The organism is Allobosea sp. LjRoot9 (assembly GCF_964252745.1).
Taxonomy (GTDB): Bacteria; Pseudomonadota; Alphaproteobacteria; order Rhizobiales; family Beijerinckiaceae; genus Allobosea.
On sequence record NZ_CAXUPC020000002.1, the window covers coordinates 76,443 to 102,358 of the forward strand.

The 25,916-nt window shown below is 66.4% G+C and carries 20 protein-coding genes; 6 read left to right on the forward strand and 14 right to left on the reverse strand.

Features of this window, described 5'->3' with window-relative positions:
* Positions 1–272: 272 nt before the first annotated feature.
* The gene (otsB, locus tag ACSQ3P_RS08900; protein ID WP_436165244.1) at positions 273–1,061 is read left to right on the forward strand and encodes a trehalose-phosphatase; all 789 of its coding nucleotides are present in this window, start codon (positions 273–275) and stop codon (positions 1,059–1,061) included.
* An 8-nt stretch (positions 1,062–1,069) separates the two neighbouring features.
* Complete coding sequence (locus ACSQ3P_RS08905) at positions 1,070–2,911, forward strand: glycoside hydrolase family 15 protein (RefSeq protein WP_436165245.1); 1,842 nt, start codon at positions 1,070–1,072, stop codon at positions 2,909–2,911.
* Positions 2,912–3,015: 104 nt separating this feature from the next.
* Here the strand turns inward: ACSQ3P_RS08905 and ACSQ3P_RS08910 are convergent, their stop codons facing one another.
* The 8 genes from ACSQ3P_RS08910 to gcvA all read right to left on the reverse strand — a co-directional run bounded on the left by ACSQ3P_RS08910 (position 3,016) and on the right by gcvA (position 14,725).
* The gene (locus ACSQ3P_RS08910; RefSeq protein WP_436165246.1) at positions 3,016–4,224 is read right to left on the reverse strand and encodes a M20 family metallopeptidase; all 1,209 of its coding nucleotides are present in this window, start codon (positions 4,222–4,224) and stop codon (positions 3,016–3,018) included.
* Between the two features lie 166 nt (positions 4,225–4,390).
* Complete coding sequence (locus ACSQ3P_RS08915; protein WP_436165247.1) at positions 4,391–7,162, reverse strand: tetratricopeptide repeat protein; 2,772 nt, start codon at positions 7,160–7,162, stop codon at positions 4,391–4,393.
* Between the two features lie 226 nt (positions 7,163–7,388).
* On the reverse strand, positions 7,389–8,021 hold the full coding sequence (locus ACSQ3P_RS08920) for a LysE family translocator (RefSeq protein WP_069689992.1): 633 nt from the start codon (positions 8,019–8,021) through the stop codon (positions 7,389–7,391).
* Between the two features lie 156 nt (positions 8,022–8,177).
* The gene (locus tag ACSQ3P_RS08925; protein ID WP_436165248.1) at positions 8,178–9,839 is read right to left on the reverse strand and encodes a M14 family zinc carboxypeptidase; all 1,662 of its coding nucleotides are present in this window, start codon (positions 9,837–9,839) and stop codon (positions 8,178–8,180) included.
* A 190-nt stretch (positions 9,840–10,029) separates the two neighbouring features.
* Positions 10,030–11,655: a thiamine pyrophosphate-binding protein gene (locus ACSQ3P_RS08930; protein ID WP_436165249.1), complete on the reverse strand. Its 1,626-nt coding sequence runs from the start codon at positions 11,653–11,655 to the stop codon at positions 10,030–10,032.
* Between the two features lie 113 nt (positions 11,656–11,768).
* Positions 11,769–12,275, reverse strand: a complete 507-nt coding sequence (locus ACSQ3P_RS08935) for a DinB family protein (RefSeq protein WP_436165250.1) — start codon at positions 12,273–12,275, stop codon at positions 11,769–11,771.
* Between the two features lie 13 nt (positions 12,276–12,288).
* Positions 12,289–13,509 carry an NAD(P)/FAD-dependent oxidoreductase gene (locus ACSQ3P_RS08940; protein ID WP_436165251.1) on the reverse strand — a complete coding sequence of 407 codons (1,221 nt, stop codon included), beginning with the start codon at positions 13,507–13,509 and terminating at the stop codon, positions 12,289–12,291.
* Between the two features lie 307 nt (positions 13,510–13,816).
* Entirely contained in the window at positions 13,817–14,725 is a 909-nt protein-coding gene (gene gcvA / locus ACSQ3P_RS08945; protein ID WP_069689988.1) for a transcriptional regulator GcvA, read from the reverse strand.
* Positions 14,726–14,989: 264 nt separating this feature from the next.
* On the opposite strand from gcvA, the gene amaB reads away from it, so the two are divergent.
* The 4 genes from amaB (at position 14,990) to ACSQ3P_RS08965 (ending at position 20,844) form a co-directional block, all read left to right on the forward strand.
* Positions 14,990–16,510 carry an L-piperidine-6-carboxylate dehydrogenase gene (gene amaB / locus ACSQ3P_RS08950; protein ID WP_436165252.1) on the forward strand — a complete coding sequence of 507 codons (1,521 nt, stop codon included), beginning with the start codon at positions 14,990–14,992 and terminating at the stop codon, positions 16,508–16,510.
* A gap of 126 nt (positions 16,511–16,636) precedes the next feature.
* Positions 16,637–17,854 (forward strand): acyl-CoA dehydrogenase, encoded by a 1,218-nt coding sequence (locus ACSQ3P_RS08955; protein WP_436165253.1) that lies wholly within the window; start codon positions 16,637–16,639, stop codon positions 17,852–17,854.
* A 124-nt stretch (positions 17,855–17,978) separates the two neighbouring features.
* The gene (locus ACSQ3P_RS08960) at positions 17,979–19,169 is read left to right on the forward strand and encodes a CaiB/BaiF CoA transferase family protein (RefSeq protein ID WP_436165254.1); all 1,191 of its coding nucleotides are present in this window, start codon (positions 17,979–17,981) and stop codon (positions 19,167–19,169) included.
* Positions 19,162–20,844 carry a thiamine pyrophosphate-binding protein gene (locus ACSQ3P_RS08965; protein ID WP_436165255.1) on the forward strand — a complete coding sequence of 561 codons (1,683 nt, stop codon included), beginning with the start codon at positions 19,162–19,164 and terminating at the stop codon, positions 20,842–20,844. The genes ACSQ3P_RS08960 and ACSQ3P_RS08965 overlap by 8 nt, the downstream gene beginning before the upstream one ends.
* A gap of 14 nt (positions 20,845–20,858) precedes the next feature.
* On the opposite strand, the gene ACSQ3P_RS08970 is transcribed toward ACSQ3P_RS08965, so the two are convergent.
* The 6 genes from ACSQ3P_RS08970 to ACSQ3P_RS08995 all read right to left on the reverse strand — a co-directional run bounded on the left by ACSQ3P_RS08970 (position 20,859) and on the right by ACSQ3P_RS08995 (position 25,830).
* On the reverse strand, positions 20,859–21,413 hold the full coding sequence (locus tag ACSQ3P_RS08970; RefSeq protein ID WP_436165256.1) for a cytochrome b: 555 nt from the start codon (positions 21,411–21,413) through the stop codon (positions 20,859–20,861).
* On the reverse strand, positions 21,413–21,976 hold the full coding sequence (locus ACSQ3P_RS08975) for a YceI family protein (protein WP_436165257.1): 564 nt from the start codon (positions 21,974–21,976) through the stop codon (positions 21,413–21,415). The genes ACSQ3P_RS08970 and ACSQ3P_RS08975 overlap by 1 nt, the downstream gene beginning before the upstream one ends.
* 170 nt (positions 21,977–22,146) lie before the next feature.
* Positions 22,147–22,707 (reverse strand): HdeD family acid-resistance protein, encoded by a 561-nt coding sequence (locus tag ACSQ3P_RS08980; protein WP_436165258.1) that lies wholly within the window; start codon positions 22,705–22,707, stop codon positions 22,147–22,149.
* Between the two features lie 169 nt (positions 22,708–22,876).
* On the reverse strand, positions 22,877–23,845 hold the full coding sequence (gene tal, locus ACSQ3P_RS08985) for a transaldolase (RefSeq protein ID WP_436165259.1): 969 nt from the start codon (positions 23,843–23,845) through the stop codon (positions 22,877–22,879).
* A 276-nt stretch (positions 23,846–24,121) separates the two neighbouring features.
* The gene (locus ACSQ3P_RS08990) at positions 24,122–24,958 is read right to left on the reverse strand and encodes a carbohydrate ABC transporter permease (RefSeq protein WP_436165260.1); all 837 of its coding nucleotides are present in this window, start codon (positions 24,956–24,958) and stop codon (positions 24,122–24,124) included.
* Positions 24,958–25,830 (reverse strand): carbohydrate ABC transporter permease, encoded by an 873-nt coding sequence (locus tag ACSQ3P_RS08995; RefSeq protein WP_436166219.1) that lies wholly within the window; start codon positions 25,828–25,830, stop codon positions 24,958–24,960. The genes ACSQ3P_RS08990 and ACSQ3P_RS08995 overlap by 1 nt, the downstream gene beginning before the upstream one ends.
* Positions 25,831–25,916 lie beyond the last annotated feature (86 nt).

Below are 25,916 nucleotides of genomic sequence, written 5' to 3' on the forward strand. Positions count from 1 at the left end.
GATTTGCGACCGGTCGCCAGAATTTCGACACCGGTGGCAGGAACAGAACGCGGCTGAGCACGTAATGTTTCCGAGGCCTCCGTCTTCGCGGATGGCGAAGCGGTGGCGACGTCACGTCGAGATCGTGACGACAATGGGAATCTGGACAATAAATGTGGCGAGTTCGCGAACAGAGTCACGATCCGTGCGGCATGCCGGCGCTTCGGCACAAGGAACGCTCAAGCTGAAGGGCCGTGTTTTCGCCCGACTCATGGCTCAGATAGATAGAGATGATGACACTGACAGAAACTGAATTGCTTCACGATATCCGCGACATCGCTCCCACCGAGTCCGAGATCGCTCTGTTTCTCGACTTCGACGGCACGCTTGTCGAAATCGCGCCCGTGCCCGACGCCGTGCAGCTCGACCGACAGGTCGCTCCGGCGCTGGAATCCCTGCGCGCCTCGCTCGGCGGAGCGCTGGCGCTCGTCTCCGGCCGGCCCGTCAGCTTTCTCGACGAGGTTCTGGCGCCCTATCGATTCGACGCCGCGGGGCTGCATGGCGCGCAGATTCGGGTCGATGGCGAAATCCGTTCGCAATCCGCGGTGCCCGAGGCGATGCGCGAGGCGACGCGCGATCTGGTGCGCTTCGCCAACAGCCATGTCGGCATCATCGTCGAGGACAAGCGCATCTCGATTGCCCTGCATTGGCGGCTGGCGCCCACGCTGAAGGACGAGGCGCTGGAGCTGATGCGCAGCGTTGCCGCCCGCATGGGGCCGACCGTCCGGCTCCAGGAAGGCAAGTCGGTGGCCGAGCTGGTTCCAGCCGGCGCCAGCAAGGGCGGCGCCATCGTTCAATTGATGCAGACCGCGCCCTATGCGGGACGCAGGCCCGTCTTCATCGGCGACGACATCACGGACGAGGCCGGCTTCGAGGCCGTGAACGCATTGGGCGGGCTCTCGATCCGGATCGGCGACGGCGAGACCTGTGCCGCGCACCGCATTGCCTCGCCGACCGCCCTGCGCACTATCCTTCTCACCGCGGCCGAACACGGCCGTCTGACCGCTTCCAGCTTCTCATAAGGTTACCGATGACAGTTTCGACGACGATCGCGGGACGGAACTCCGTCTCGCTCGACCTCGGCGTGATCGGCAATTGCTCGATCGCCGCGCTGATCGACCGGCGCGCCCGCATCGTCTGGGGTTGCTTCCCGCGCTTCGACCGCGACCCGGTGTTCAGCTCCCTGATCGACAACCAGCCGGACGATGACGGAGCGATGCCGAAGAAAGGCGTCTTCGCGATCGAACTGGTCGGGATGACGCTCTGCGAGCAGAGTTATCTCGACAACACCGCGATCCTGTCCTCGGTCCTGTCGGACGATCAGGGCAACGCCATCGAGATCCTCGATTTCGCGCCGCGTTTCGTGCGCTATGAACGCTTCTTCCGGCCGCCGCAGCTGGTCCGGCGCGTCAGGCGCATCTCGGGCCGGCCGCGCATCCGCGTCGTACTGAAGCCGAGCCTGGGCCTCGGCGAGGAGCCCGACGAGATCACGCGCGGCTCCAACCATGTCCGCTTCGTCGGCGCCGACCAGACCATTCGCCTGACCACCGACGCGCCGGTCTCCTATGTCGTCGACAGCATCCCCTTCGCGGTCGACCGGCCCTTCTCCTTCTTCATCGGCTCGGACGAGGCGCTGCGCGCCGAAATAGAGACGACCTCGCGCGAATTCCTGGACAAGACGACCGATTACTGGCGCGACTGGGTGCGCTCGCTCTCGATCCCGTTCGACTGGCAAAAAGAGGTGATCCGCGCCGCGATCACGCTGAAGCTCTGCTCCTTCGAGGAGAGCGGCGCGATCGTCGCCGCGCTCACCACCTCGATCCCCGAGGCGCCCGGCACCCAGCGCAACTGGGACTATCGCTTCTGCTGGCTGCGCGACGCCTATTTCGTCGTCCATGCGCTCAACCGCCTGGGCACGACGCGGACGATGGAGGATTATCTCGGCTTCATCACCAATATCGTCGACACCTTCACCGAAAGCGGGGCCGAGCATCTGCCGCCGCTCTACCCGATCACGCGCGGCGGCACGCTGGACGAGTTCGAGGCGCCCAATCTCTCAGGCTATCGCGGCCACCAGCCGGTGCGCTTCGGCAATGGCGCGGCGACGCAGATCCAGAACGACGGCTACGGCGCGGTTGTGCTCGCGGCGACGCATTCCTTCTTCGACCAGCGCCTGATCCAGCCCGGCAAGGACACGCTCTTCGCCCAGCTCGAGCGCATGGGCGAGCTCGCCATCGCCTATTTCGACAAGCCCGACGCCGGCCCCTGGGAGCTGCGCGAAAGGCAGGTGGTGCACTCCTTCTCCAGCGTGATGTGCTGGGCGGCCTGCGACCGCCTCGCCCGCATCGCCGGCACGCTCGGCCGGGCCGACCGCAAGGAGTATTGGCGATCCGAGGCCAAGCGCCTGAAGGGCATCATCGGCGAGCGCATCTGGAACGAGGAGAAGGGCCATTTCGTCTCGACCTTCGACGGAACGGAACTCGACGCGACGCTGCTGCTCTTCGCCGAGCTCGGCTTCGTCAAGGCCGACGATCCGCGCTATATCGCGACCGTCGAGGCGATCGGCCGCGACCTCACGCGTGGAGACCTGCTGCTGCGCTATGCGACGCAGGATGATTTCGGCTTCATGCACACCGGCTTCCTGATCTGCGCCTTCTGGTATGTCGATGCGCTGGATGCGATCGGTCGACATGACGAGGCGGTCGAGCGCTTCAACCGCATCCTGCAACGGCGCAACAGCTTCGGCCTGCTCTCGGAGGATGCCGACCTCACGACGGGCGAGCTCTGGGGCAATTTCCCGCAGACCTATTCGATGGTCGGGCTGATCAACTCGGCGATGCGGCTCAGCCGCAACTGGGAAGAGGCGTTCTGAGGAGCCTTGCCGTCGTCATGGTCGGGCTTGACCCGACCATCTCGCGACCAGAGCGCTTTCTGCCAGAGATGCTCGGGGCAAGCCCGAGCATGACGTCTGCGACGTCACTCCATCCTGGCCGCGGTCCGCATCACCGCCAGCGCCAACACCTGCGCGGCTGGGACGATGCTCTCGACCTCCAGGAACTCATCGGGCGTGTGGGCGAGGCCGCCGATCGGACCGACACTGCACAGGGTCGGGCAGCCCTGCGCAGCGGTGAAACCCGAATCGGCGCAGCCGCCGGTGAATTCGGCGGCGACGCTGATGCCGAAACCTGCCGCCGCATCGCGATAGGTCTCGAACAGGACAGCCGATTCGGGCGAACGCTCCAGCGGCACGAACTCGCCCTTGATGGTCAGGGCTCCGGTTGCACCCGGCACCACCGGCGTCTCGACGATGGTTCGGATCGCGCCGACCAACTCGTCGCGCTGGGCGGCCGTGACATAGCGCAGGTCGATCTCGCACCAGGCATGGGGCGCGATGGTGTTGACGGTCTGGCCGCCACCGATCAACCCGACATTGACGGTGACGCCGCGCTCCAGATCGGTGAGGCCCTGGAGCCTGGGGATCTTGTGGCCGAGATCGACGATGGCCGAGACGCCCTTGTCATAATTCGCGCCGGAATGGGCGGCCTTGCCGGTGAATTCGGCGCGCATGAAGACGCCGCCCTTGCGGCCCGAGGTGATCGACTGCTTCTGATCGCGGCTGAATTCGGTTCCAGCCGGCAGGCGGCTCGGCTCGGCGTTGAAGACGCAGCGCGCCTCGCGGGCAGCGGCCTCGATGATCGGCCGCGAGGATGGCGAGGCGATCTCTTCGTCGCTCGTCGTCAGCATCAGGAGCGGCGCGGAGAGCCCGCCGCACTCGGCGAAGGCAGCCGCCACGAAAGCCTCGATGACGAGGCCGGCCTTCATATCGGCGACGCCTGGCCCATAGGCCCGGCCGGCCTTGATGGTGAAGGGCCGGCGTGTCGGCTCGCCTTGCGGGAAGACGGTATCGCGATGGCCGAGTAGCAGCACCGGGCGCTGGTCATTGGCCGAGGGGTTGGGCAGGCGTGCCTTGACGGCGTCGCCATAGCGGGCATCCGGCACGATCTCGACGACGAGCCCGTTCGCCTCATGGAAGCGCGCCAGCACCTGCCCTGCCCGGTCGACGCCGGCCTTGTCGTAGGAGCCTGAATCGGTGTCGACCATCTCGCGCAGCAGCGCGACCATCGCCTCCTTGCGGCTGGCGAGCCAGGCCGTGACCTTCGCTTCTTCAGGCGTCAAATCGCTCATCGCGCGCAGCTCTCATCGTTCCAAACGGGACAATGCTGCGAGCATAACCTAAAGCGCCGGCGCGGCGGTAGCGCATCCGCGATGCGTACCCCTTGCGAAAACACAGGGCTAGGGCATTTTCTTCACGCGAACCGGTGTCCACTTCGCTTGAAAATGCTCTGCGCCCCTATTTCGGCGCGGCCATCTTCCGGATCAGCGCGTCGCGGGCGGCACGCGCAGCGACTTTCACCGTCTCGTCCTCCGGCTTGTAAGCCGGCAGCTCCAGCGCCTTGGCATAGTAGCCCAGGGCAAGCTGATCCGAGGCGATACCGGCATAGAGGTCACCGAGGCGTTTGTTGGCAGTCAGCGCGGTGTCGGGTTTGGCCACGGCCTCCTCGAAGGCGCCGATCGCACCAGGCGCGTCACCGTTGCGAGCCTTCAACTCCGCCAATGCGATCAGAATCCTGGCGTCGCCGCCATTGCTGGCCCGCGCCGCTTCGGCGTCGGCAAGCGCATCCTTGAGATTGCCCTGCCCTGTCCTCGCCTCGATCCGCACCAGCAGTGCTTCAGCGTCGGATGGCGTCACGGCCAGCCGCACCGCGGCATCCTCGAGCGCCGGACCGAACTTGCCCAGGGCGAGCCGCGCTTTGGCGCGCAGCAGCATGAGGTCGGGATCGGCGGCTTTCGCGGCAAGGGCCTCGGTTGCGAGGCGCTCGGCGGCGGCCGTATCGCCGGTCACCAGGTTGATGCGGGCCGCCAGAGCAAGCCAGCGCGGTTCGGCGGGCTCGATCCTGAGCGCCATGGCGATGTCGGTCAGCGCCGCCGGGCTGCCCGCCATGAGGGCGAGACGTGCCCGCTCGGCATAGGGGCGGGCGCGATCAGGCGCCAGCCTGATCGCCTCAGTGAAATCGACGCGCGCAAAGTTGACCTGGCGCAGCTGCAGGCGCGCCAATCCACGATGAAGCGCGAGGTCGGACATGAAGCCAGGCGTCAGCCCCTCATAGCTCGCCTGCGTGCGATCCTTCCCGATCCCCTCGAGCGCGCCGTCGATGTCGGAGATAGCGGCAAGCCCATTGCCGAGCCTTGCCTGCGCGATGCCGCGCACCGCCTGCGCACCGATATCGATTCGGCCCCTGGACAGCACGGCATTGGTCAGGTCGAGCGCCGCGGCATCGTCTCCGCGCGCCAGAAGCGCGCGGGCGCGCATCACGTCCTGCGATTGGGACTGCTCCGGGCTGCGCGCACTCCAGGCCTCGATCTCGGCCAAAGCCGCATCGACCTGTCCGGTCTCGATCAGTGGGAGAACGAGGTCGCGGCTACCGAATATACGCTTCTTGTCGTCCGGCATGAGCCGGTCGGTTTCGCGCGCCGCGACCAGCGCCTCGGACGGCCGGCCCAGCATCAGCAGGGATGTCGCTCGGTAGGACTGAAGCCAGACGGCGTTGTCTGGCTCGATCTGCAACAATTTCGACCAGTCGGCGAGGGCTTCTTCGTGGCGACCAAGCGAGGTCGCAACCAGGCCACGCACCGTCAATGCCCGGCGCAGCTCCTGCGAAGCCGGCGCGGCCCGGCGCACGACGCTGTCGGCATCGGCCCAGGCCCGCTCGAACGGAGCGATGTTGCCGTCATAGCCATAGGACGAGATGTGGCCGCTGGCGCGCGCCAAGGCCGCCTCGAGATAATCCGGCACGGTTGCCACGGCGAGATCGAGATCGGCGATCTGTTGGCCATAGGGCCGCGCCCGCGAACGCAGGATCAGCATGTCCGCCTTGGCCTGAGGCGTCGACGCCGTCTCGACGAGGCGATCGCAGCTCTGCATCCGGAGCGGGTCGTCGCGCGTCTCGCAGCGTGCCTTCAACTCCGTTTCGTCGAGGTCGGCGACAATGATCGGCGGCGGCTTGTCGAGTTCGATGATGCGTGCTGAGGCGCGGTTTCGCGAGGTGACGTCGTAGCCCATCTTGGCGTCGGTGCGGGCGGCCGATTGCTGGTAGAGCGCGCGCGCTGCGGCCTTGTCCCCGGCCGCCAACAGGATCTCGGCCTTGACCTCGTAAGCGTCGAACAGTTTCGGATCGAGTTCGATCGCCTTGTCGGCGTCTGCCCGGGCCTCGTCCAGACCCTTCATGGCGAGCTTGACCGCGGCGCGCGTCGCATAGGCGCGGCCGTATTTCGGGTTGGCCAGCACCACCGCCTCCGCGTCCGCGAGCGCCTCCGGGATCATGCGCTGCACCAACCTGGCCCGCGCCCGGATCTCGGTGAGATCGTACTGAGCGGGGAAGCCCTGCAACCCGTCGGAAGCCTCCTTCTCGGCCGCGTCGAAAGCGCCGATATAAAACAGGCTGCGCGCCTTGGTGACGAAGCCCTCATTGCCCTTGAAGCCCAGCGCGCGCGCCTGCTCGATCGCTGCGACCGCCTCGCGATACCGAGCGGTCGAGTAGTGCAGCAGCCCCATCATGTAGTGGCTGCGCGGATGGTCCTTCTGCCAGAACAGGCCCTGGCGCAGATCCTCGCGCGCGCCCTCGAAATCATATCCCAGCATCTTGAGATAGCCGCGATTGGCGTGGTTGTCGGCGTTGAACGGTTCCTTGTCGATCGCGACCGTGAAATCCTCCATGGCGCCGGCTCCGTTGCCGAGGCCGAAGCGGATCTGGCCGCGGTCGCGGTAGAGCGCTGCGAAGTTCGGCACGAGCTTGATCGTCTCGCTATAGTCCTTCTCGGCCTCGACCAGGCGTTTCAGCGCCCAATAGCTCTGCGCCCGGCTCAACAGTGCAGAAGCCTTGCTCTTGCGGTCGCCGCGGCCTTTCAGGACAGCCGTGCAGGCGGCAATGCCCGCATCAGTCTTGTCGGCCTTGCAGACCGCGACAGCATCGACTTTCTGGGCCAGGCTCGGCGACAGCCAGAAGCCTGCGATGATAGGGATCAGACAGGCCCGAAACGCTATCCGCGACAGTGAGCAGGCCATTTCGCAACCTCCCGCACAGGCTCGCCTTACGCTGGGACAGCGTAACATGCCCCCTGCGGCGGCGGTCAACCGGTCGGCGCGGGCGCGGGTCCACGACGGAAACACCCGCTTGCCGGAACAAGCGGGTTCGGATTCGTCATTTCGCGTTCGTCATGGTGAGGCGCGGCGACTGCGCCGCACCTATGCCGCTCCTCAGGATGAGGGCTGCATGTGTGGCTCCAAGGCCTCAGCGCCGGGCTTCCATCGCCATGCGCAGGGCAAAGCCCGCGAGCACGGTGCCCATCAGCCAGCGCTGCACCAGGGACCAGAACGGCCGCGTCCGCAGGAACAGCGCGATGCTGCCGGCGGCCAGGGTGATCAGCGTGTTCACGCTGAGGCTGACCGCGATCTGGATGAAACCGAGCATGATCGACTGCGCCAGCACGCTACCGGCGGCGGGATCGATGAATTGCGGCAGCAGCGCCAGATAGAACACCGCGATCTTGGGATTGAGCAGGCTGGTCAGGAAGCCCATCGCGAAGAGCTTGCGCGGACCGTCGGGCGCAAGCTCACGGACATGGAAGGGCGAGCGGCCGCCGGGCTTCAGCGACTGCCAGGCGAGATAGAGCAGATAGACGACGCCGGCGAGCCGAAGCGCGTCATAGGCGAACGGCACCGCCAGGACGAAGGCGGTGATGCCGAAGGCGGCGCAGAACACATAAAACAGAAAGCCGAGTGCAATGCCGCCAAGCGAGATCAGGCCGGCGCCGGGCCCCTGCGAGATCGAACGCGAAATCAGGTAGATCATGTTCGGGCCTGGCGTCAGCACCATGCCGAAGGCCAGGAGCACGAATGCAAGCAGGTTGTGAATCTCGGGCATGAAACGGCTCCAGTAATGGTGCGCACCATGCCCGCATCCAGCCCGCTCCGACAATCACCCGGCGACGCGCCCCTCGCATGTCGCGCAAGCGTAGCTCTGCCGCGCAAGCGTGGGTCGCACCGGCGCGTCATCGCGCGTGGCACAGTCGAAGTCCACTCAGTTGGGCCTGGCGGGGCAGCCGATCGCGCCCGCGCCGGCCGGCAAGCGCAGCAATGGCAGGCGGGCGCCGACCTCACCGGGGAACAGGCCGGCGCTGACGAAGCCGCCGGCGGCGTCAGGGTCGAGCGAGGCGACGACGAGGCCGACCAGCGGCTGCTCGACCGGGACATAGCTCGAACCGGCCGGCAGGGTGACGGGCGCCGCGTCACGCTCCGCCTTGGTCGAGACGCCGCCTTCCGGATTGATGGCGCGGCGGTCGACCTGCCGGCGCGCCGTCACGGTGAAGGCTTCCGCGCCCGACACCGTCGCGGGCACTGTGAGGATGCAAGAGCGGATGCCGCGCCGCGCCAGCGCCTCGCGCACCGGCGCCGTCGCTTCGCCATCCGCCAGCCAGTAGCCGGCCGGCCGCGGGCGCACCACGGTCGGCTCGATATGGCGGGCATCGACGAAAGGCACCGAGGTCGGGCGCGGCGCCGCCGTGACGGGGTCGACCAGCGGCACGAAACCCTGGACCACCGGGACACGATGCGCGACGACGAGGTCCGCATGCGAACGCGCCGCCTCCTGACGGCCCTCGGCAACGGCGCGTCGCAGCCGGGCAGGATCGGCCGCTGCGGCCCGCAGGGCGCCGATGGCGGCAAGGTAATGAGTGGCGACGCGGCGCTGGAAGCCTTGCGTGCCGATGCCGACGCCGCGCGTCTCCAGCAGGATCGAGACCGCACCCATCAACCCGAAGGCGTTGCGCGCGATGCCCGCCGCATTGCCGCCGGTCGCGACGGTCTTGTCCTCCGGCCTGGCGTTCGGCGAGGTCTGATAGACATAGGCCGTCAGGCCGGCGCTTGCGGCGGCGGCCTCGATCGCGGGCAGGAAGAGCTGGTCGGCCAGCGCCGTGGCGCGCGCCGGCACCAGCGGATGGGTGGCGCGCATATAAACGAAGTCCGTCGCATGCAGCGCCTCGAACTTGGCGAGCCAGCGGCCGCCGACCGTGAACTCATGCGCGTCGATGACGAGATCCGGCGGCAGCGTCGCAGCCGCCGTCTGCAGGACGCGGGTCTCGGGCAGGGTCAGGAGCAGGTGATCGCGGTTCGGGTCGGCCTTGGCGGCGGTGTCGCGCGTGAAGGCTGCGGCACCGTCGGGATTGGAGCGCGGCACGATGACGATGGTCAGCGCCCGCGTCAGCTCGGCAAGCTCACCGCCCGAGGCGATGTCCTTCGCCAGCGCCAACATCGCCTCGCCGCCGGCGGGTTCATTGCCGTGATGCTGGCCGATCAGCCAGACCACCGGCCGGTCGGCGGGCTGGTTCCTGGCCGCCTCCTCCAGGCTGCGAGCGCCCTCGGCCGTGAACAGGAGATAAGGGATGTTGCGGCCTTCGAGCGAGCGCCCAAGCGAGCCGATGCCGAGATTGGCGGCGTTGCCCAGCGCCGCGATGAAGGCCTCCATCTCGGCCTGGGTGGTGAAGCCGGCAGCCTCCCGCCCCGGATCATAACCGCGGGCGCGCCCCGCCGCGAAGAAAGGCGAGCGCAATGTCACCGGCACATCGGCATAGCGCGCAAGCAATGCCGGCGCCTGCCGAAACTCACCCTTCGCCGGGGTCTCCTGCGCCAGCGCCGCGGCGGTGAAGGCGAGGCCGAGCGAGACGGCCGTCAGGATACGAAGCACGGCAAAACCTCCGCTAGAGCAGGATGCGAAAAACTGGGCACCGGTTTTTCGCATTGATCCCGCTCTCACTCTGAGATGAGAGCCCGCGACGATAGCAGGCAGCCCTCATCCTGCCGAGTTGGCAGGCGACTTCAAGCGAAGATCGCCCGCCGTTTTTTCGGCTCCAGCCGGACGACCTCTGTCCGCCGCCTCAGATCTTCCCGTCATAGGCGCGCCGCGCGATGCGGCAGGCCAGCACGGTGAATGCAGAACGGCCCAGCGCGGCTTCGACTTCCCTCTCGAGCGTGTCGGCGTCGTCGACCCAGCGGCCGACGCCGCCGAGCGCCTGCGCCACGGCCGGGAAATCGCTGCCGGAGAAATCCACCGCCGCATTGGGGCGCTGGCTCGCGCGCTGCTTCATCTCGATCAAAGCGAGGCTCTCATCGACCAGGACGACGATGACGATGGGCAAGCCCAGTTCGCGCGCGGTCGCGAGCTCGCCCAGCCCCATCTCCAGCCCGGCATCGCCGACGAAGGCGACGACCGGCGTCGCGGGTCTGGCGAGCTTGTAGCCGAGCGCCAGCGGCACGGCGCAGCCCATGGTGCAAAGCCCGGTCGATTGCAGGATCGCGTGCGGGATGTCGGTCTGCCAGATCTGCGAGAGCAGGATGCGATGGGCGCCAGAATCGATGCTGATGACGGTGTCTGCAGGCGTCGCGGCGCGCACCGTCTCGAAGACGACATCAGGCCCCCAGGCGGCTGAGGAGGCGAAGCTGTCGCGCAGCGCCTCCCGCGCCACTGTGGGCTCGCCGCCCGGCCAGACATGGCTCTTGGCCGGCGCGACGCTCAACCCCGACAGGCTGGCCGCGATGTCGCCGACGATGAGATGGTCGCTGCGATGCACGCCATGGGGCATCGCCTCGGCGACGATGTCGATGATCTGGGTTCCAGGAGAGAAGGGATCACGCCAGTTGAGGCGCATCTCGATCGGATCATAGCCAGCGAGCACGATCATGTCCGCGGCCTTGACCAGCGGCAGCAGCAGCTTGTCCGCCTTCGGCGAGAGCCCCGCTCCGCCAAGCGAGAGCGGATCGCTCTCGGGCAGCACGCCCTTGGCCTTATAGGTGGTGATGACGGGGATGTCGCGGTCGCGCGCGAAATCGGCGACCACATCGGCCGCGCCCTGATTGACGACATCGAGACCGGCGATGATCAGCGGGCGCTCGGCATTCGCCAGAGCCCCGCGAGCCGCCTCCAGGCCGTGCCCCTCGGCCGGCCGCACCGGCAGGGGTAGCGGAGCCGGCGGACGCATGGACGCCTTGGCGGGGCCTTCCGCCACGCTGATCGGCACGTCGATATGGACCGGGCCGGGCCGGCCCGACAGCGCGATGGCGAGCGCCTTCTCGATGACGAGGGCGGCGGTCTCGGCCGTGGCGCGGAAGCTCGCCTTGACGATCGGGCGCAGCAGCGCCTGATGGTCGAAGACCTGATGGGTGTAGCTCTCGGCCTCGGCCGCATCGACGCAGCCGGTGATGAAGATCAGAGGCACGCGGTCCTGCAATGCATTGGCGACGACATTGGCCGCATTGGCCACGCCGGGGCCGAGCGTGGCGTAGAACAGACCCGGCGCGCCCGTCGCATGCCAGACGCCTTCGGCCATGAAGCCGGCTGCATTCTCATGCTTGACCAGAACAGGCTCGATGCCGGCCGCACTGAGGGCCTCGACCAGCGCCAGAACCTCGCCGCCGGGAATGCCGAAGGCGTGGCGAATGCCGGCCCGCGCGAGGCCTCGCGCGATCAGGTCCGCGCCGGTGGTGATCGTCTCTGAGCTGGGCATGCGTGGCCATCCGTCTGCGGCGCAAGCGAGGACGCCCACGCAAAGAGTTTTCCAAATCAGATTCTACACCATCAATGGCACATCAAATTTGTGTGACCGACTACGAATCGCATTCAGCGCAGCTCATCGACGAGGAAGAAGTCGGTATCGTCCGGCTTGGTTCCGGCTGCGGTCAGCATCGCGTGAATCTGGCCGCGATGATGCGTCTGATGGTTGAAGAGATGCGCCACCACGAGCCCGCGGGGCTTGCCGATCTCGCGGCCGGCCACGCCCGAATACCAGATCAGGGTGCCGCGCAGCCAGTTCGCTTCGACATTGGCCGCCCAGGCCTCGATCGCGAAATCGCGCTCGCGGCGCCTGAAGCGGAACTCGGCCCAGTCCTCGACATAGATCGCCGAATCCCGGCCGCTCACGGACGGCTTCGGCGAACCGGTCAGGCGATGCAGCCAGACCTCGTCGGCCCAGAGGATATGATTGAACGTGCCCTGGATCGATTTGAAGAAGGCGCCCCGGTCGCGCCGGCGCCCTTCATCGTCGAGCGTGTCGGCCGCTGCGATCAGGCTCCGGTTCTGCCAGGCGTTGTAGCGCGCCATGGCCTGGACGAAGGCCGGATCGACCATGCGGGCCACCTCCTCAAATGATGTTGGCCTCCTTGAGAGGCTTGCCGGCAACGATGCGCTCATGGCCGAGATCGGCAAGGTCGAGCGTGCGATAGCCGCCATGCAGGATATGCTCAGCAAGCCCGCGCCCGACCGCCGGTGACTGCTGCAGGCCATGGCCGGAAAAGCCGTTGGCGAGATAGAGATTGGGCACGCCGGCAGCCGGGCCGATGATCGCGTTGTGATCGAGCCCGTTCATGTCATAGGGCCCCGCCCAGGCGCGGCCGGGCCTTATCTGCTCGAAGGCCGGGATGCGATGCGCCAGCGCCGGCCAGACCGTCTCCTCGAAGAAGGACCAGTCGACATCCTCGACGCCGGGGTCGCTCTCGACCCATTCCTGGTCGGCCTCGTGCGTCGGCGAGGAGCTGCCGATGAAGAGCTGGCCTTCGCTGCCGCGCTTGCCCTCGGGCCGGCACCAGACGCCGGTGGTGTCGATCAGCAGCGGGCAGTTGTCGATCTCGCCCTTGCAGGTGAAGGAGAAGACATAGCGCTTCATCGACTTTACCGGGATCGCGACGCCGGCCGTGGCGGCCAGCCGCGCGCCATGGGTGCCCGAAGCGTTCACCACCGCACCGCAGGCGATGCGGCTGCCGTCGGCGAGCGCGACGCCGCTGACGCGGCCGCCATCGACGCTGTAGCCGGAGACCTCGCCCTGCCGGTATTCGACGCCGAGCGAGCGCGCCTTCTTGCGGAAGGCCTGCAGCAGCGCCCAGCCGTCGAACCAGCCCTCGCCGCTGACGCCATAGGTGCCGCAGATAAGGTCCGATGTATTGAGCCAGCTAAATTTGTTGCGCAGCATCTCTGCAGCATAAAGCGCGATATCCGCGCCCTCGGCGGCTTGGAGCTTCTGGTTCGCGGCGAGGATCGGGGCGCCCTCGTCGCCCCCGAGATAGAGATAGCCGCCCTCGTGCAGATCGATGACGGGGGTCTCGCCATCGACCGCGAGATGGGTGCCGAGATTGCGCAGGAAATCGATGCCGAAGAGCGAGATGCGAATGTTGACCGCACTGGAATATTGCTGGCGGATCGAGGCGGCAGAGAGCGCCGAGGCGGCCAGACGATAGGTCGGGTCCTTCTCGATCACCACGACCTTGCCCTTGAAGCCGGGATCGGCAGCGAGGTGATAGGCGACGGAGGAGCCGATGGCGGCACCGCCGCAAATCACGACATCGGCGCTTTCAGACGAAGACGACATGGCGGTCCCGCGGAGCATGGCCGCGATGCGTCGCGACCGAGGTTGGTGAATTCAGCGCATGAATGACGCGACAATGGCGCCTTGTCGAGAGCTGTCGTCGCAGGCCTCGCGAAGCAATCTCAGTGCCATCGCGCAAAACCCTGGCGGCCTCTGAGCGCATACGCGCCGGCAGCCGGCTAGAGCCGGATGATTTCAGATGGGCTCACAAAGTGATCCCATCTGACATCTGAATCCGTCTCTCATCCCGGGAGTGAGAGCAGGATCAATGCGAAAAACCGGTGCCCACTTTTGCGCATCCTGCTCTGGCTCACGCGCCGCATTCACCGAGCAGCCAGTCGCGGAAGGCGATCACCGCCGGCAATCCGGCCTTGGCCTCGGGATAGACCAGGTAATAGCCCTCGGAGCCGGTTACCGGCCGATCGACGGGGATGACGAGCGCGCCCAGACGCAACTCCTCCTCGACGAGGAAGCGCGGCACGATGGCGAGCCCCAGTCCGGCGACCGCGGCCTGCGAGACCATGGCGAACTGCTCGAAGCGCGGCCCCATCAAGGCGCGCTCGGGAGGCAGGCCCTGCTGTTCCAGCCAGTTGGCCCAGGCGCGCGGCCGTGTCGATTGCTGCAGCAGTGGCGCGCGCAGCATGTCCGCCGGCTCCGCCAGGCCAAGGCGCGCCACCAGGGACGGCGCGGCGACGGGGATGATCTCCTCACCCATCAATCGGTGCAGCCTTGCGCCGGCCCAGACGGGATCGCCGAAATGGATCGCGGCATCGACCTGCTCGCGAGCGAAGTCGAAGGGCACCAGCTTGGTGGTGAAGTTGATCGTGATGCCGGGATGCGCCTCGATGAAGCGCGACAGGCGCGGGATCAGCCAGCGCGTCCCGAAGGTCGGCAGGATCGCCAGATGCAGCACGCCGGCCGCGCCGCGAAAGGCCATGGCCGAGACGGTGGCCGCAGCAAGCCGCGACAGACCGTCCCGGATCTCGGCCGCATAGGCGCTGCCCGCCGGCGTCAGGCTGACGCGCTGCCTGACGCGCTGGAACAGGCCGACGCCGAGAACCTTTTCGAGATGCGCGACCTGCCGGCTGACGGCGCCTTGCGTCAGGTTCAGCTCCTCGGCGGCACGCGTGAAACTGCCATGCCGCGCCGCCGCCTCGAAGGCGGCGAGCGCCGAGAGCGAAGGCACCGAAAGCCGGCCCGGGACGATGTCAAAGTTCATGATAAACTCTCATCAAGTCGTGAGAACATATCGATTGCCCATGCGGGGTGGAAGAGGGCATTCTTCGCCCCTCCGGCGCGGCGGCTCGAAGTCCCGCGCCGCTTGGCGTGTTTCGCTAGGGCAGGATGCGAAAAAGTGGGCACCGGTTTTTCGCATTGATCCTGCTCTGACTTTTAGATGAGAGACGGATTCAGATTTCAGATGGATCACTTGGTGATCCCAGCTGACATCGTCCGGCTCTAGCGACGGGTTTGGAATTCACAGATGGCTTCATCTTTGCCGCAAGACGCGCTGGCGCTGCTCAAGCGCCTTGGCGTAACCGACGCCGCCTTCGCCAAGGCAGGCCTCCCGGCCCATTCGCCGATCACGGGCGAGGCGGTCGCCACGCTCCGCGAGACGAGCCCCGCCGAGGCCGGAGCCGCGATCGGCCGGGCCCAGAGCGCCTATCTCGCCTGGCGCAAGGTGCCGGCGCCGCGCCGCGGCGAGTTCGTGCGCCTGCTCGGCGAGGAATTGCGCGCTGCGAAAACCGATCTCGGCCTGCTGGTGACGCTCGAAGCCGGCAAGGTCGTTTCCGAGGGCCTCGGCGAGGTCCAGGAGATGATCGACATCTGCGATTTCGCGGTCGGCCTCTCGCGCCAGCTCTACGGCCTGACCATCGCGACCGAGCGCCCGAACCACCGCATGATGGAAACCTGGCACCCGCTCGGCGTCTGCGGCGTGATCTCGGCCTTCAACTTCCCGGTCGCGGTCTGGTCGTGGAATGCCGCGCTCGCCTTCGTCTGCGGCGACAGCGTCGTCTGGAAGCCCTCGGAGAAGACCCCGCTGACCGGCATCGCCGTGCAGGCGATCGTCGAGAAGACGATGAAGCGCTTCGGTCCCGAGGCCCCGGTCGGTCTCTCCGAGATCCTGATCGGCGGCCGCGAGATCGGCGACCTCCTGGTCAGCGACCATCGCGTGCCGGTGGTCTCGGCCACGGGCTCGACCCGGATGGGCAAGGAGGTGGGCCAGAAGCTCGCCGCGCGCTTTGCCCGCGCTATCCTCGAACTCGGCGGCAACAATGCCGCGATCGTCGCGCCCTCGGCCGATCTCGACATCGCGCTGCGCGGCATCGCCTTCGCGGCGATGGGCACGGCCGGCCAGCGCTGCACCACGCTGCGCCGCCTGATCGTGCATGAGAGCGTCTATGACGCGCTGATCCCGAAGCTGATCAAGGTCTATGGATCCGTAAAGATCGGCGATCCGCGCGAGGCCGGCGTGCTGGTCGGGCCGCTGGTCGACGAGGCCGCGTTCAAGGGCATGCAGTCCGCGCTCTCCGAGGCCAAGGCTGCCGGCGGCAAGGTCCATGGCGGCGAGCAGGTCACGGTCGGCGCAGGCGGCTTCTATGTCCGCCCGGCCCTGGTCGAGATGCCCTCGCAGACCGGTCCGGTCGAGCGCGAGACCTTCGCGCCGATCCTCTATGTGATGAAGTACAAGACGCTGGACCAGGCGATCGCGCTGCAGAACGCGGTCGGCGCCGGCCTGTCCTCCTCGATCTTCACGCTCGACATGCGCGAGGCCGAGATCTTCGTCTCGGCCGAGGGCTCCGATTGCGGCATCGCCAACGTCAATATCGGCCCGTCCGGCGCCGAGATCGGCGGGGCGTTCGGCGGCGAGAAGGAAACCGGCGGCGGCCGCGAGGCCGGCTCCGATGCGTGGAAGGCCTATATGCGCCGCGCGACGAATACGCTCAATTACGGCACGACATTGCCGCTGGCGCAGGGCGTCAGCTTCGATGTGGATGCGTGATTCATAGGGCGTCATTCTCGGGCGAAGCGAAGCGCAGACCCGAGAATCTCGTGACCAAATAGCTGGTTTCAGAGATGGTCGGGTCAAGCCCGACCATGACGACAAGAGATCAAGGGGAGACACACCATGGCCGAAGCCGCTCGCAGCCACTCCACCAGCCACAAGCTGGCCGAGTTCACCTGGGACGACGCCTTCCTGCTCGACGAGCAGCTGAACGAAGATGAGCGCCTGATCCGCGACACCGCCCGCGATTTCGCGCAGGAGAAGCTGCAGCCGCGCGTCTCGGAAGCCTATCTCAACGAGACCACCGACCGCACCATCTTCAACGAGATGGGCGAACTCGGCCTGCTCGGCGTGACGGTGCCCGAGGAATATGGTTGCGCCGGCGCGAACTACGTCTCCTACGGGCTCGTCGCCCGCGAGGTCGAGCGCGTCGATTCCGGCTATCGCTCGATGATGTCGGTGCAGTCCTCGCTGGTGATGTACCCAATCTACGCCTACGGCGACGAGAACCAGCGCAAGAAGTACCTGCCCAAGCTCGGCTCGGGCGAATGGGTCGGCTGCTTCGGCCTGACCGAGCCCGATGCCGGCTCCGACCCGGGCGGCATGAAGACCCGCGCCGAGAAGGTCGCTGATGGCTACAAGCTGACCGGCTCGAAGATGTGGATCTCGAATTCGCCGATCGCCGATGTCTTCGTCATCTGGGCGAAGTCGGCCGCGCATGACAACCAGATCCGCGGCTTCATCCTGGAAAAGGGCATGAAGGGCCTCTCCGCCCCCAAGATCGGCGGCAAGCTCTCGCTTCGTGCTTCGATCACCGGCGAAGTCGTCATGGACGGCGTCATCGTCCCCGAGGAGAACCTGCTGCCCAACGTCTCCGGCCTCAAAGGTCCGTTCGGCTGCCTGAACCGCGCCCGCTACGGCATCTCCTGGGGCGTGATGGGCGCCGCCGAGGATTGCTTCCAGCGCGCCCGCCAATACGGGCTCGACCGCAAGCAGTTCAACAAGCCGCTGGCCCAGACGCAGCTCTACCAGAAGAAGCTCGCCGACATGCTGACCGAGATTTCGCTCGGCCTGCAGGGCTCGCTTCGCGTCGGGCGTCTGCTCGACGAGGGCAAGATGGCCCCGGAGATGATCTCGCTGGTGAAGCGCAACAATTGCGGCAAGGCGCTCGACATCGCCCGCCAGGCCCGCGACATGCATGGCGGCAACGGCATCTCGATCGAGTACCAGGTGATGCGCCATGCGGCCAATCTCGAGACGGTGAACACCTATGAGGGCACGCATGATGTGCATGCGCTGATCCTCGGCCGGGCGATCACGGGCCTGCAGGCGTTTTTCTGATCCTCAGCCGTCATTCCGGCCGCAGCGAAGCGGAGAGCCGGAATCCATCATAGAGCACAGCGCCCTTCGATGGATTCCGGGTTCCCTGCGGTCGCCCGGAATGACGGCGTTCAGGTTGTTGTCGATGTCCCCAACCCCTCCCCTTGCCGGCCTGCGCGTCCTCGAACTCGCGCGCATCCTTGCCGGTCCCTGGATCGGCCAGCTTCTGGCCGATCTCGGCGCCGATGTCGTCAAGGTCGAGGCGCCCGAGGGCGACGACACCCGCAAATGGGGGCCGCCCTTCGTCGAGGGCGTCGGTGACGAGCATCTCTCGGCCGCCTATTTCCACTCGGCCAATCGCGGCAAGCGCTCGATCACGGCCGATTTCCGGACCTCGGAGGGCCAGGCGCTGGTGTACCGCCTCGCCGCCCATGCCGATGTCGTGGTCGAGAACTTCAAGGTCGGCGGCCTGGAGAAATACGGGCTCGACGCCGCCGCGATGCGCGCGGCCTTCCCGCGCCTGATCTATTGCTCGGTCACCGGCTTTGGCCAAACCGGCCCCTATGCGCCGCGCGCCGGCTACGACTTCCTCGTGCAAGGCATGGGCGGGCCGATGTCGGTGACCGGCGAACCGACGGGCGCGCCGATGAAGGCGGGCTATGCCGTCGCCGACATCTATACCGGACTTTACGCCTCGGTCGGCATCCTCTCGGCCCTGCGCCGGCGCGATCTGACCGGCGAGGGCGCGACGCTCGACATGGCGCTGCTCGATGCTCAGGTCGCCGTGCTCGGCAACCAGGCGATGAACTATCTCGTCTCGGGCAATCCGCCGCCGCGGCTCGGCAACGCGCACCCCAATATCGTGCCCTATGACGTCTTTCCCGTCGCCGATGGCCACATCATCATCGCCACCGGCAATGACGGGCAGTGGCGCAAGCTCTGCGACGTGCTGGGCGGCGCCGAGCTCGCCAGCCACCCGGACTATGCCGACAACAAATCCCGCGTCGCCAATCGCGCGCCGCTGACGATTGCCCTCCACGCCCTGACCCAGCGCTACGGCAAGGCCGACCTGCTGGCGGCGCTCGAGGCAGTCGGCGTGCCGGCGGGGCCGATCAATTCCGTCGACGAGGTCTTCGCCGACCCGCAGATCATGGCGCGCGGCGTCAAGGTCGACCTGCCCAGCGCCGCCGCCAAGGGCGGGACGATCCCGACCGTCGCCTCGCCGATCGTGATCGACGGCGTCAGGCAAGTGGCGGAGCGGCCGAGCCCACGGCTCGGCGAACATCACGACGACATCCTGAACGACCCGGCCTGGGGAGGGCCGCACCATGGCTAATCGCACAGGCGGGCAGATTCTCGTCGACCAATTGCTGATCCACGGCGCGACCGACGCCTTCTGCGTACCGGGCGAGAGCTACCTTGCCGTGCTCGACGCGCTGCATGATGCGAGCCTGAAGGTCACCATCTGCCGGGCCGAAGGCGGCGCCTGCATGATGGCCGAAGCTGCCGGCAAGCTGACGGGCAAGCCCGGCATCTGCTTCGTGACACGCGGCCCCGGCGCCACCAACGCCTCGCCCGGCATCCATATCGCCGACCAGGATTCGACGCCGCTGATCCTCTTCGTCGGCCAGATCGAGCGCGGCATGCGCGAGCGCGAGGCCTTCCAGGAGCTCGACTACCGCGCCGTCTTCGGCACCATGACGAAATGGGCAACCGAGATCGACGATGCCGCGCGCATCCCCGAGATCATCAGCCGCGCCTTCCATGTCGCGACCGCCGGCCGGCCCGGCCCGGTGGTGATCGCGCTGCCCGAGGACGTGCTGACCGACCTTGCCGACGTGGCCGATGCGCAGCCCTATCAGGTCACCGAGACACACCCGTCGCTGCTCCAGACCATCGATCTGCAGAAGCGGCTCTGGGCGGCGAAGTCGCCGGTCGCGATCCTCGGCGGCTCGCGCTGGAGCCCGCAGGCTATCGAGCGCTTCACCCGCTTCGCCGAGCGTTTCGACCTGCCGGTCGCGGTCTCCTTCCGCCGGCAGATGCTGTTCCCGGCCGACCATCCGAACTTCGCCGGCGATCTCGGCATCGGCCCCAATCCCAAGCTGCTGAAGCGCATCAAGGAGAGCGATCTCGTCCTGCTCGTCGGTGGGCGGCTCTCGGAGATGCCGAGCCAGTCCTACACGCTGTTCGGCATCCCCGAGCCCGGCCGGCCCTTGGTGCATGTCCACCCCGATGCCGAGGAACTGGGCCGCGTCTACCGGCCATCCCTGGCGATCAACGCCTCGCCGACCGCCTTCTGCGCCGCGCTGGAGACGGTGCATCCGCCGCAGGAGATCCCCTGGGCCGGCGCAGCGGCGGAAGCCCATGAGGCCTATCTCGGCTGGACCGAGCAGCCCGCGCCGGTGGCCGGCGCCTTCCATCCCGGCGAGGCCGTGACCTGGCTGCGGCGCTACCTGCCCGACGATGCGATCCTGTGCAACGGCGCCGGTAACTACGCCACCTGGGTGCATCGCTTCCACCGCTTCACCAAATTCGCGACGCAGCTCGCGCCGACCTGCGGTTCGATGGGCTATGGCGTACCTGCCGCCATCGGCGCCAAGCGGCTTTATCCGGAGCGCACCGTCGTCGCCTTCGCCGGCGATGGCTGCTTCCTGATGAACGGGCAGGATTTCGCGACGGCGGTTCAGTACGATCTGCCTGTCGTCGTCGTGGTGATCGACAATGGCATGTACGGCACCATCCGCATGCATCAGGAGCGCGATTATCCCGGCCGCGTCTCAGCAACCGAGCTGAAGAACCCGGATTTCGCCGCCTATGCCAAGGCCTTCGGCGGCCATGGCGAACGCGTCGAGACCACGGCCGAATTCGGCCCGGCCTTCGAGCGCGCGGTCGCGAGCGGGAAGCCGGCGATCATCCATTGCTTGCTCGATCCGGAGGCGATCACGCCGGCGAAGTCGCTCTCGACGATCCGGGCCGAGGCCTTTGCCGCACAGGCGCAGAAAGGCGCCTGAGCCTTAGCAGCCTGCTAACCCCTGAACCACATCCGGCGCAGCAGGCCATCGCCCCAGACCAGGCGGTGGAACAGGACTGCGCCGAGATGGATCAGGCCGAGCACGATGAGCAGGTCGAAGACCCGCTCATGCAGGGCTAGCATCATCTCATAGGTCGCCTTGTCGGGACCGATGAGATGAGGCACCGCGAACCAGCCGAAATACAAGGTCGGGATCTGGATCGGCGCCGCCGACACCATCAGCATCCCGGTCAGCGGCAGTGCGGCCAGGCAGAGATAAAGGCCGCCCTGAACCGCGCCGGCGGCAAGGCGCTGCCACGGCTCGGGACGAGTCGGCGGCGGCGCCGGCAAGGCGAGACGCAAGCCGAGCCGCAGCAGCACGAAAACCGCGACCGTCAGGCCGATGGATTTGTGCAATTGATAGAGTTCGAAGCGGCCGACGAGGTCGCGCGTCTCATCGCCCATCAGCCTGGCGAGCAGGAACTGGAGCGCGATCAGCAGCAGGGTCAGCCAGTGCAGGGCGACGATCGCGGGGTGCCATCGCGCGGGCCGGCCAACCTCGGCAGCCATCATCGCGAAAGCTGCCCCTTGATCGCGATCTCGACGAGATCGTCGACGACATTGACGTCCCGGCCGATGCCGAAGGCGGGGCGCATGAACGAACCGCTGGCGTGGAAAGGCAGCTTTTCGCCACGGCGCGCCTTGTCGAGATCGCCATCCACCACGGCATTGACTAGGATGGGATGAGTGACGGAACGGATGGTGAGCTGGCCGCTGATCTGCAGGCTGCGCTCGCCGGTTCGGGTCACGCTGGCGGAATTGAAGCTCGCCGTCGGGCTATGGGCGGAATCCAGCATGCTCTCGCCGGTGATGAAGCCGTCCATCAGCGCCGAGCCCGCCTTGATCGAACCGGTTTCGATCGTAACCCTGATCCGGCTCTTCTCGGGCTGGTCGAAATCCAGCGCCAGCGTACCGTCATAGCGCTCGAAACGGCCCGTGGCGACGACTGCGCCGAAGCGGCGTGCAACGAAGCTGATCTCGGTCGAAGCGCGGTCGAAGCGCCATGTCGCCTGCGCCGCCGCAGGTCCGGCAAGGAACAAAGCGAAGATCGCGAGGGACACGCAGCGCAGCATGGCCGCGATCTATCGCGCCTATCATGGCCGCGCCATGGTGGCGTTCCACCGCACACGCAAAGGTGATGCTGGAGCCGTTTCCGATCCGATTGGATCGTTCAGTAGCTCCAACTCCTTGCTTTAGCGCGTTTTCGTCACGCGAACCGGTGCCTACTTCGCCTAAAAACGCTCTACGCCTCCGCCGCGGGCGTGCTCCGCTTGGCGATGACTCCATCGAAGGTCGACTGGATCGCACGGGCCAGCGTGATGGTCGCGATCCCCTGGAAGATCAACTCGATCGCCAGGAAAGTGCCGAGCACCCAGAGGGAGGATGCCGGCCACTGGATCATGATCAGCACGCCAAGAACCAGCGAGAGCAGGCCTGAGACGAGGATCATGCTCCAGGAGGGATTGGGCCGCGTCTGGAAGGCGATCACGATGCGCAAGATGCCTGTCGCAAAGAGCGCGGCGCCGACGAATAGCGTCAGCGATGCCGTCGCCGCCAGCGGATTCGAGAAGGTGACGATGCCGACCACGAGATAAAGCAGGCCGATCAGACCGTGCAGCAGACGGCTCCGCCAGCCGCTATGGCGGACCGCGTCGGCCACCAGCACGATGCCCGCCACGAGCACCATCGCGCCAAACCAGATCGCGCTGGCAATGCTGAGCGCCGCCGTCATCAGCAGGCCGAGGACGCCGAGCACGACAAGCGATATACCCGCCGCCAGGAGCCAACCCGACTTCTGTCGCAACGAAACCAGTTTCGTACCGAATGACTCTGTTGCCGGTCGATTGGTCGTATCGGGCATTGAACCCTCCCCTGTTTCGCAGAAAGCGGATCGCACGTTACGCGGTGCGAAGCCCAACAGCTAACGACCCATACCGATCGGGCATCCATCCGTCGGGACAGAACTGCTCCTCTCAGCCCAACCTTGCCGCCACGAGCTTCCTAAGCCCGCGCAGATCCTTGACGAAGCCGCGGATGCCCTCGGCCAGCTTCTCCGTGCCCATGGCGTCCTCGTTCATGGCGAAGCGGAAGGCCTTCTCGTCGAGGACGATCCTGCTTCCGCCGGGAGAGGCCATTTGCGGCGAGGAGGCCGGAGACAGCTTGCGCGGCAGATCGCCGGTCGCCCCGGCCAATTCGTCGAGCAGGCCGGGCCCGATCGTCAGCCGATCGCAGCCCGCCAGCGCCTCGATCTCGCCAGTGTTGCGGAAGGAGGCCCCCATCACCACCGTCTTGATCCCGAACGCCTTGTAATAGGCGTAGATGCCCTTCACCGAGACGACGCCGGGATCGGTCTCGGCCGTGTAGGGACCACCTCCCGCCTTGACGTGCCAGTCGAGGATGCGGCCGACGAAAGGCGAGATCAGGAAGGCCTTGGCGTCGGCGCAGGCGACTGCCTGAGGCAGGGCGAAGAGCAGCGTCAGATTGCAGTCGATGCCTTCGGCCTGCAGCACCTTGGCGGCCTGGATGCCTTCCCAGGTCGAAGCGATCTTGATCAGGATGCGGTCGCGCTCGATGTCGCGCTGCTGATAGGCGGAAATGATGGCGCGCGCCTTGTCGATCGTCGCCTGCGTGTCGAAGGAGAGATCGGCGTCGACCTCGGTCGAGACGCGGCCGGGCACGATCTTGGTCAATTCCGCCCCGAAGGTGACGGCGAGCCGGTCGCAGACCGCATGCACGGCCTTCTCACCACCGCCGGCCTTCTTGCCCCAGCTGATCGCCTCGTCGACGAGATGGGCGTAAGCCGGGGTTTCGACCGCTTTCAGGATCAGCGTCGGGTTGGTGGTGCAATCGACGGGCTTCAGCCGGCGAACCGCCTCGATATCGCCGGTGTCGGCGACGACGGTCGTCATCTCGCGGAGCTGGTCGAGCTTGGAAGCGGTCATGATCGGTTCCTGGCAGTCTTCGGCTTGAGGCTAACGCCTGCAATGTGACGTCTGTTCGGCAGTCTGGCGAGGGGGATGAAGCATTTCCGGCATGCATCCCTCGTCATTCCGAGGCTGCTCCCTCGGGTCCGACCTTTGGTCGGCCCAAGGATAAACTCCGCGAAGAACCCGGAAACCACGACCGGATGAGCACTTTTTCCAACGCATCGGCAAGCGCCTTGCCCGGTCGTGGTTTCCGGGTTCGCGCCTGCGGGGCGCCCCAGAATGACAGTGCGCTCAGCTTTTGACGGCGCCCGAGGTCAGGCCGCCGACCATGTTCTTGCGGAAGCCGTAATAGATCACCGCCGGCGGGATGGCGTAGAGCAGGCCCGCCGCCATCAGCAGGTTCCAGGGCGCGTCGTCGGCCGAGAGGAACAGCCCCAGCCCCACGGCGAGCGGAACCGCCTTCTCGTTGGAGAGCAGCAGGAAGGCGTAGAGATACTCGTTCCAGGCGAGCAGCAGCGCATAGATGCCGATGACCACCATCGAGGGCTTCATCAGCGGCAGATAGACCAGCCGGAAGAGCTGCAGCGAGGTGGCGCCGTCCATGATCGCGGCCTCGTCGAGTTCCTTGGGCAGTTTGTCGGAGGCCTGCTTCAGCACCCAGATGGCATAAGGCGAGGCCAGCGCGACCATCGCCAGGATCAGCGCAGTCTGCGTATTGAGCAGCCCGTAGGAGCCCATCGCCTTGTACATCGGGATGGCGAGGAAGGCGGCCGGGATCAGATAGGTTGCCAGCGCGAGGTTCATGATTGTGCGGCCGCCCTTGACCTTGAGCCGTGCAATGGCGAAGGCGGCGAAGGTAGCGACGAACAGCGTGATCATCCCGGTCGCGACCGCAATGAAGAAGCTGTTGAACATCTGCAGCCAGAAATTCGTCAGATAGTAGTGCTGCTGCTTGAAGACGATGGTGAAATTCTGCAGCGTCGGTGCATCAGGCCAGAGCTTGCCGGCCAGCATCGATTCCTGGCTGGAGATCGACAGCACGAAGAGATGGTAGATCGGCAGCAGCGTCCAGAGCAGGACGGGAATGGCGATCAGGATCAGCTTTCCCTCGTCGAGAGCCTTTTTCATCATTCGGCTCCCTTCGAAAGACGCTTCACCATGAAATAGACCATCGGCAGGATCAGCGGCATGGCCACGATGATCGAGGCGATGCCGAGATCGAGGTTGTTGTTGCGCATATAGCGGATACCGAGCGTGGCGAGTACGTGGTTGAGGTCGCCCGGCCCGCCACCGGTGAGCAGGTAGACGCTGTTGAAGTCGCCCAGCGTCCAGATCATCGAGAGCATGGTCGAGGTGACGTAGAGCGTCGCCAGTGACGGCCAGGTGATGAACTTGAATTGCTGCCATTTGCTGGCACCGTCGACGCTGGCGGCCTCGTAAAGGTCCTGCGCGATGGCGAGGCGGCCGGTGACGAGGATCAGCGTCCAGAACGGCAGCGACTTCCAGATATGGACCATGATCGAGCAGGCGAAGGCCAGCGTCGGATCAGTGAGCCAGCCCGGTCCCTCGACGATGCCGAACCACTGGAACAGCTGCGAATTCACCATGCCGGTCTCGGGGTTGAGCATGACCCGGAAGGACAGGATGGTCGGGATCGAGGGCACAGCCCAGGGCAGGATGAAGAGAACCAGCACGAAGCGGATCCAAGCCCGCTGCGCCACGAAGAAGCCAGAGAGCACCATCGCGATCGCGAATTTCAGGTTCACCGCGATGAACAGGAAGACGATGGTGTTGAACACAGTCCGCAGGAAGATCGGGTCGGCGAAGAGTGCGCGGTAGGAGTTCCAGTTGAGGCCGATCCAGAGGCCATAGGCCACGGGGTAGACCACCATGACCGCGAAGACGAGGACATAGGGCGCGAGCATGATGGCGCCCCAGAGCGCGCGGTCCCGTGTATGACCGGACACGGCATCGCTCGGGGTTGAGACCGGCACAGCCATCGTGGTCGCTGTCATGCGTTACTCCCTCGGTATCGCCGTCATGTTGAGACGGTTCGACGCCCCGCGGCTCTTTCGGCCGCAGGGGC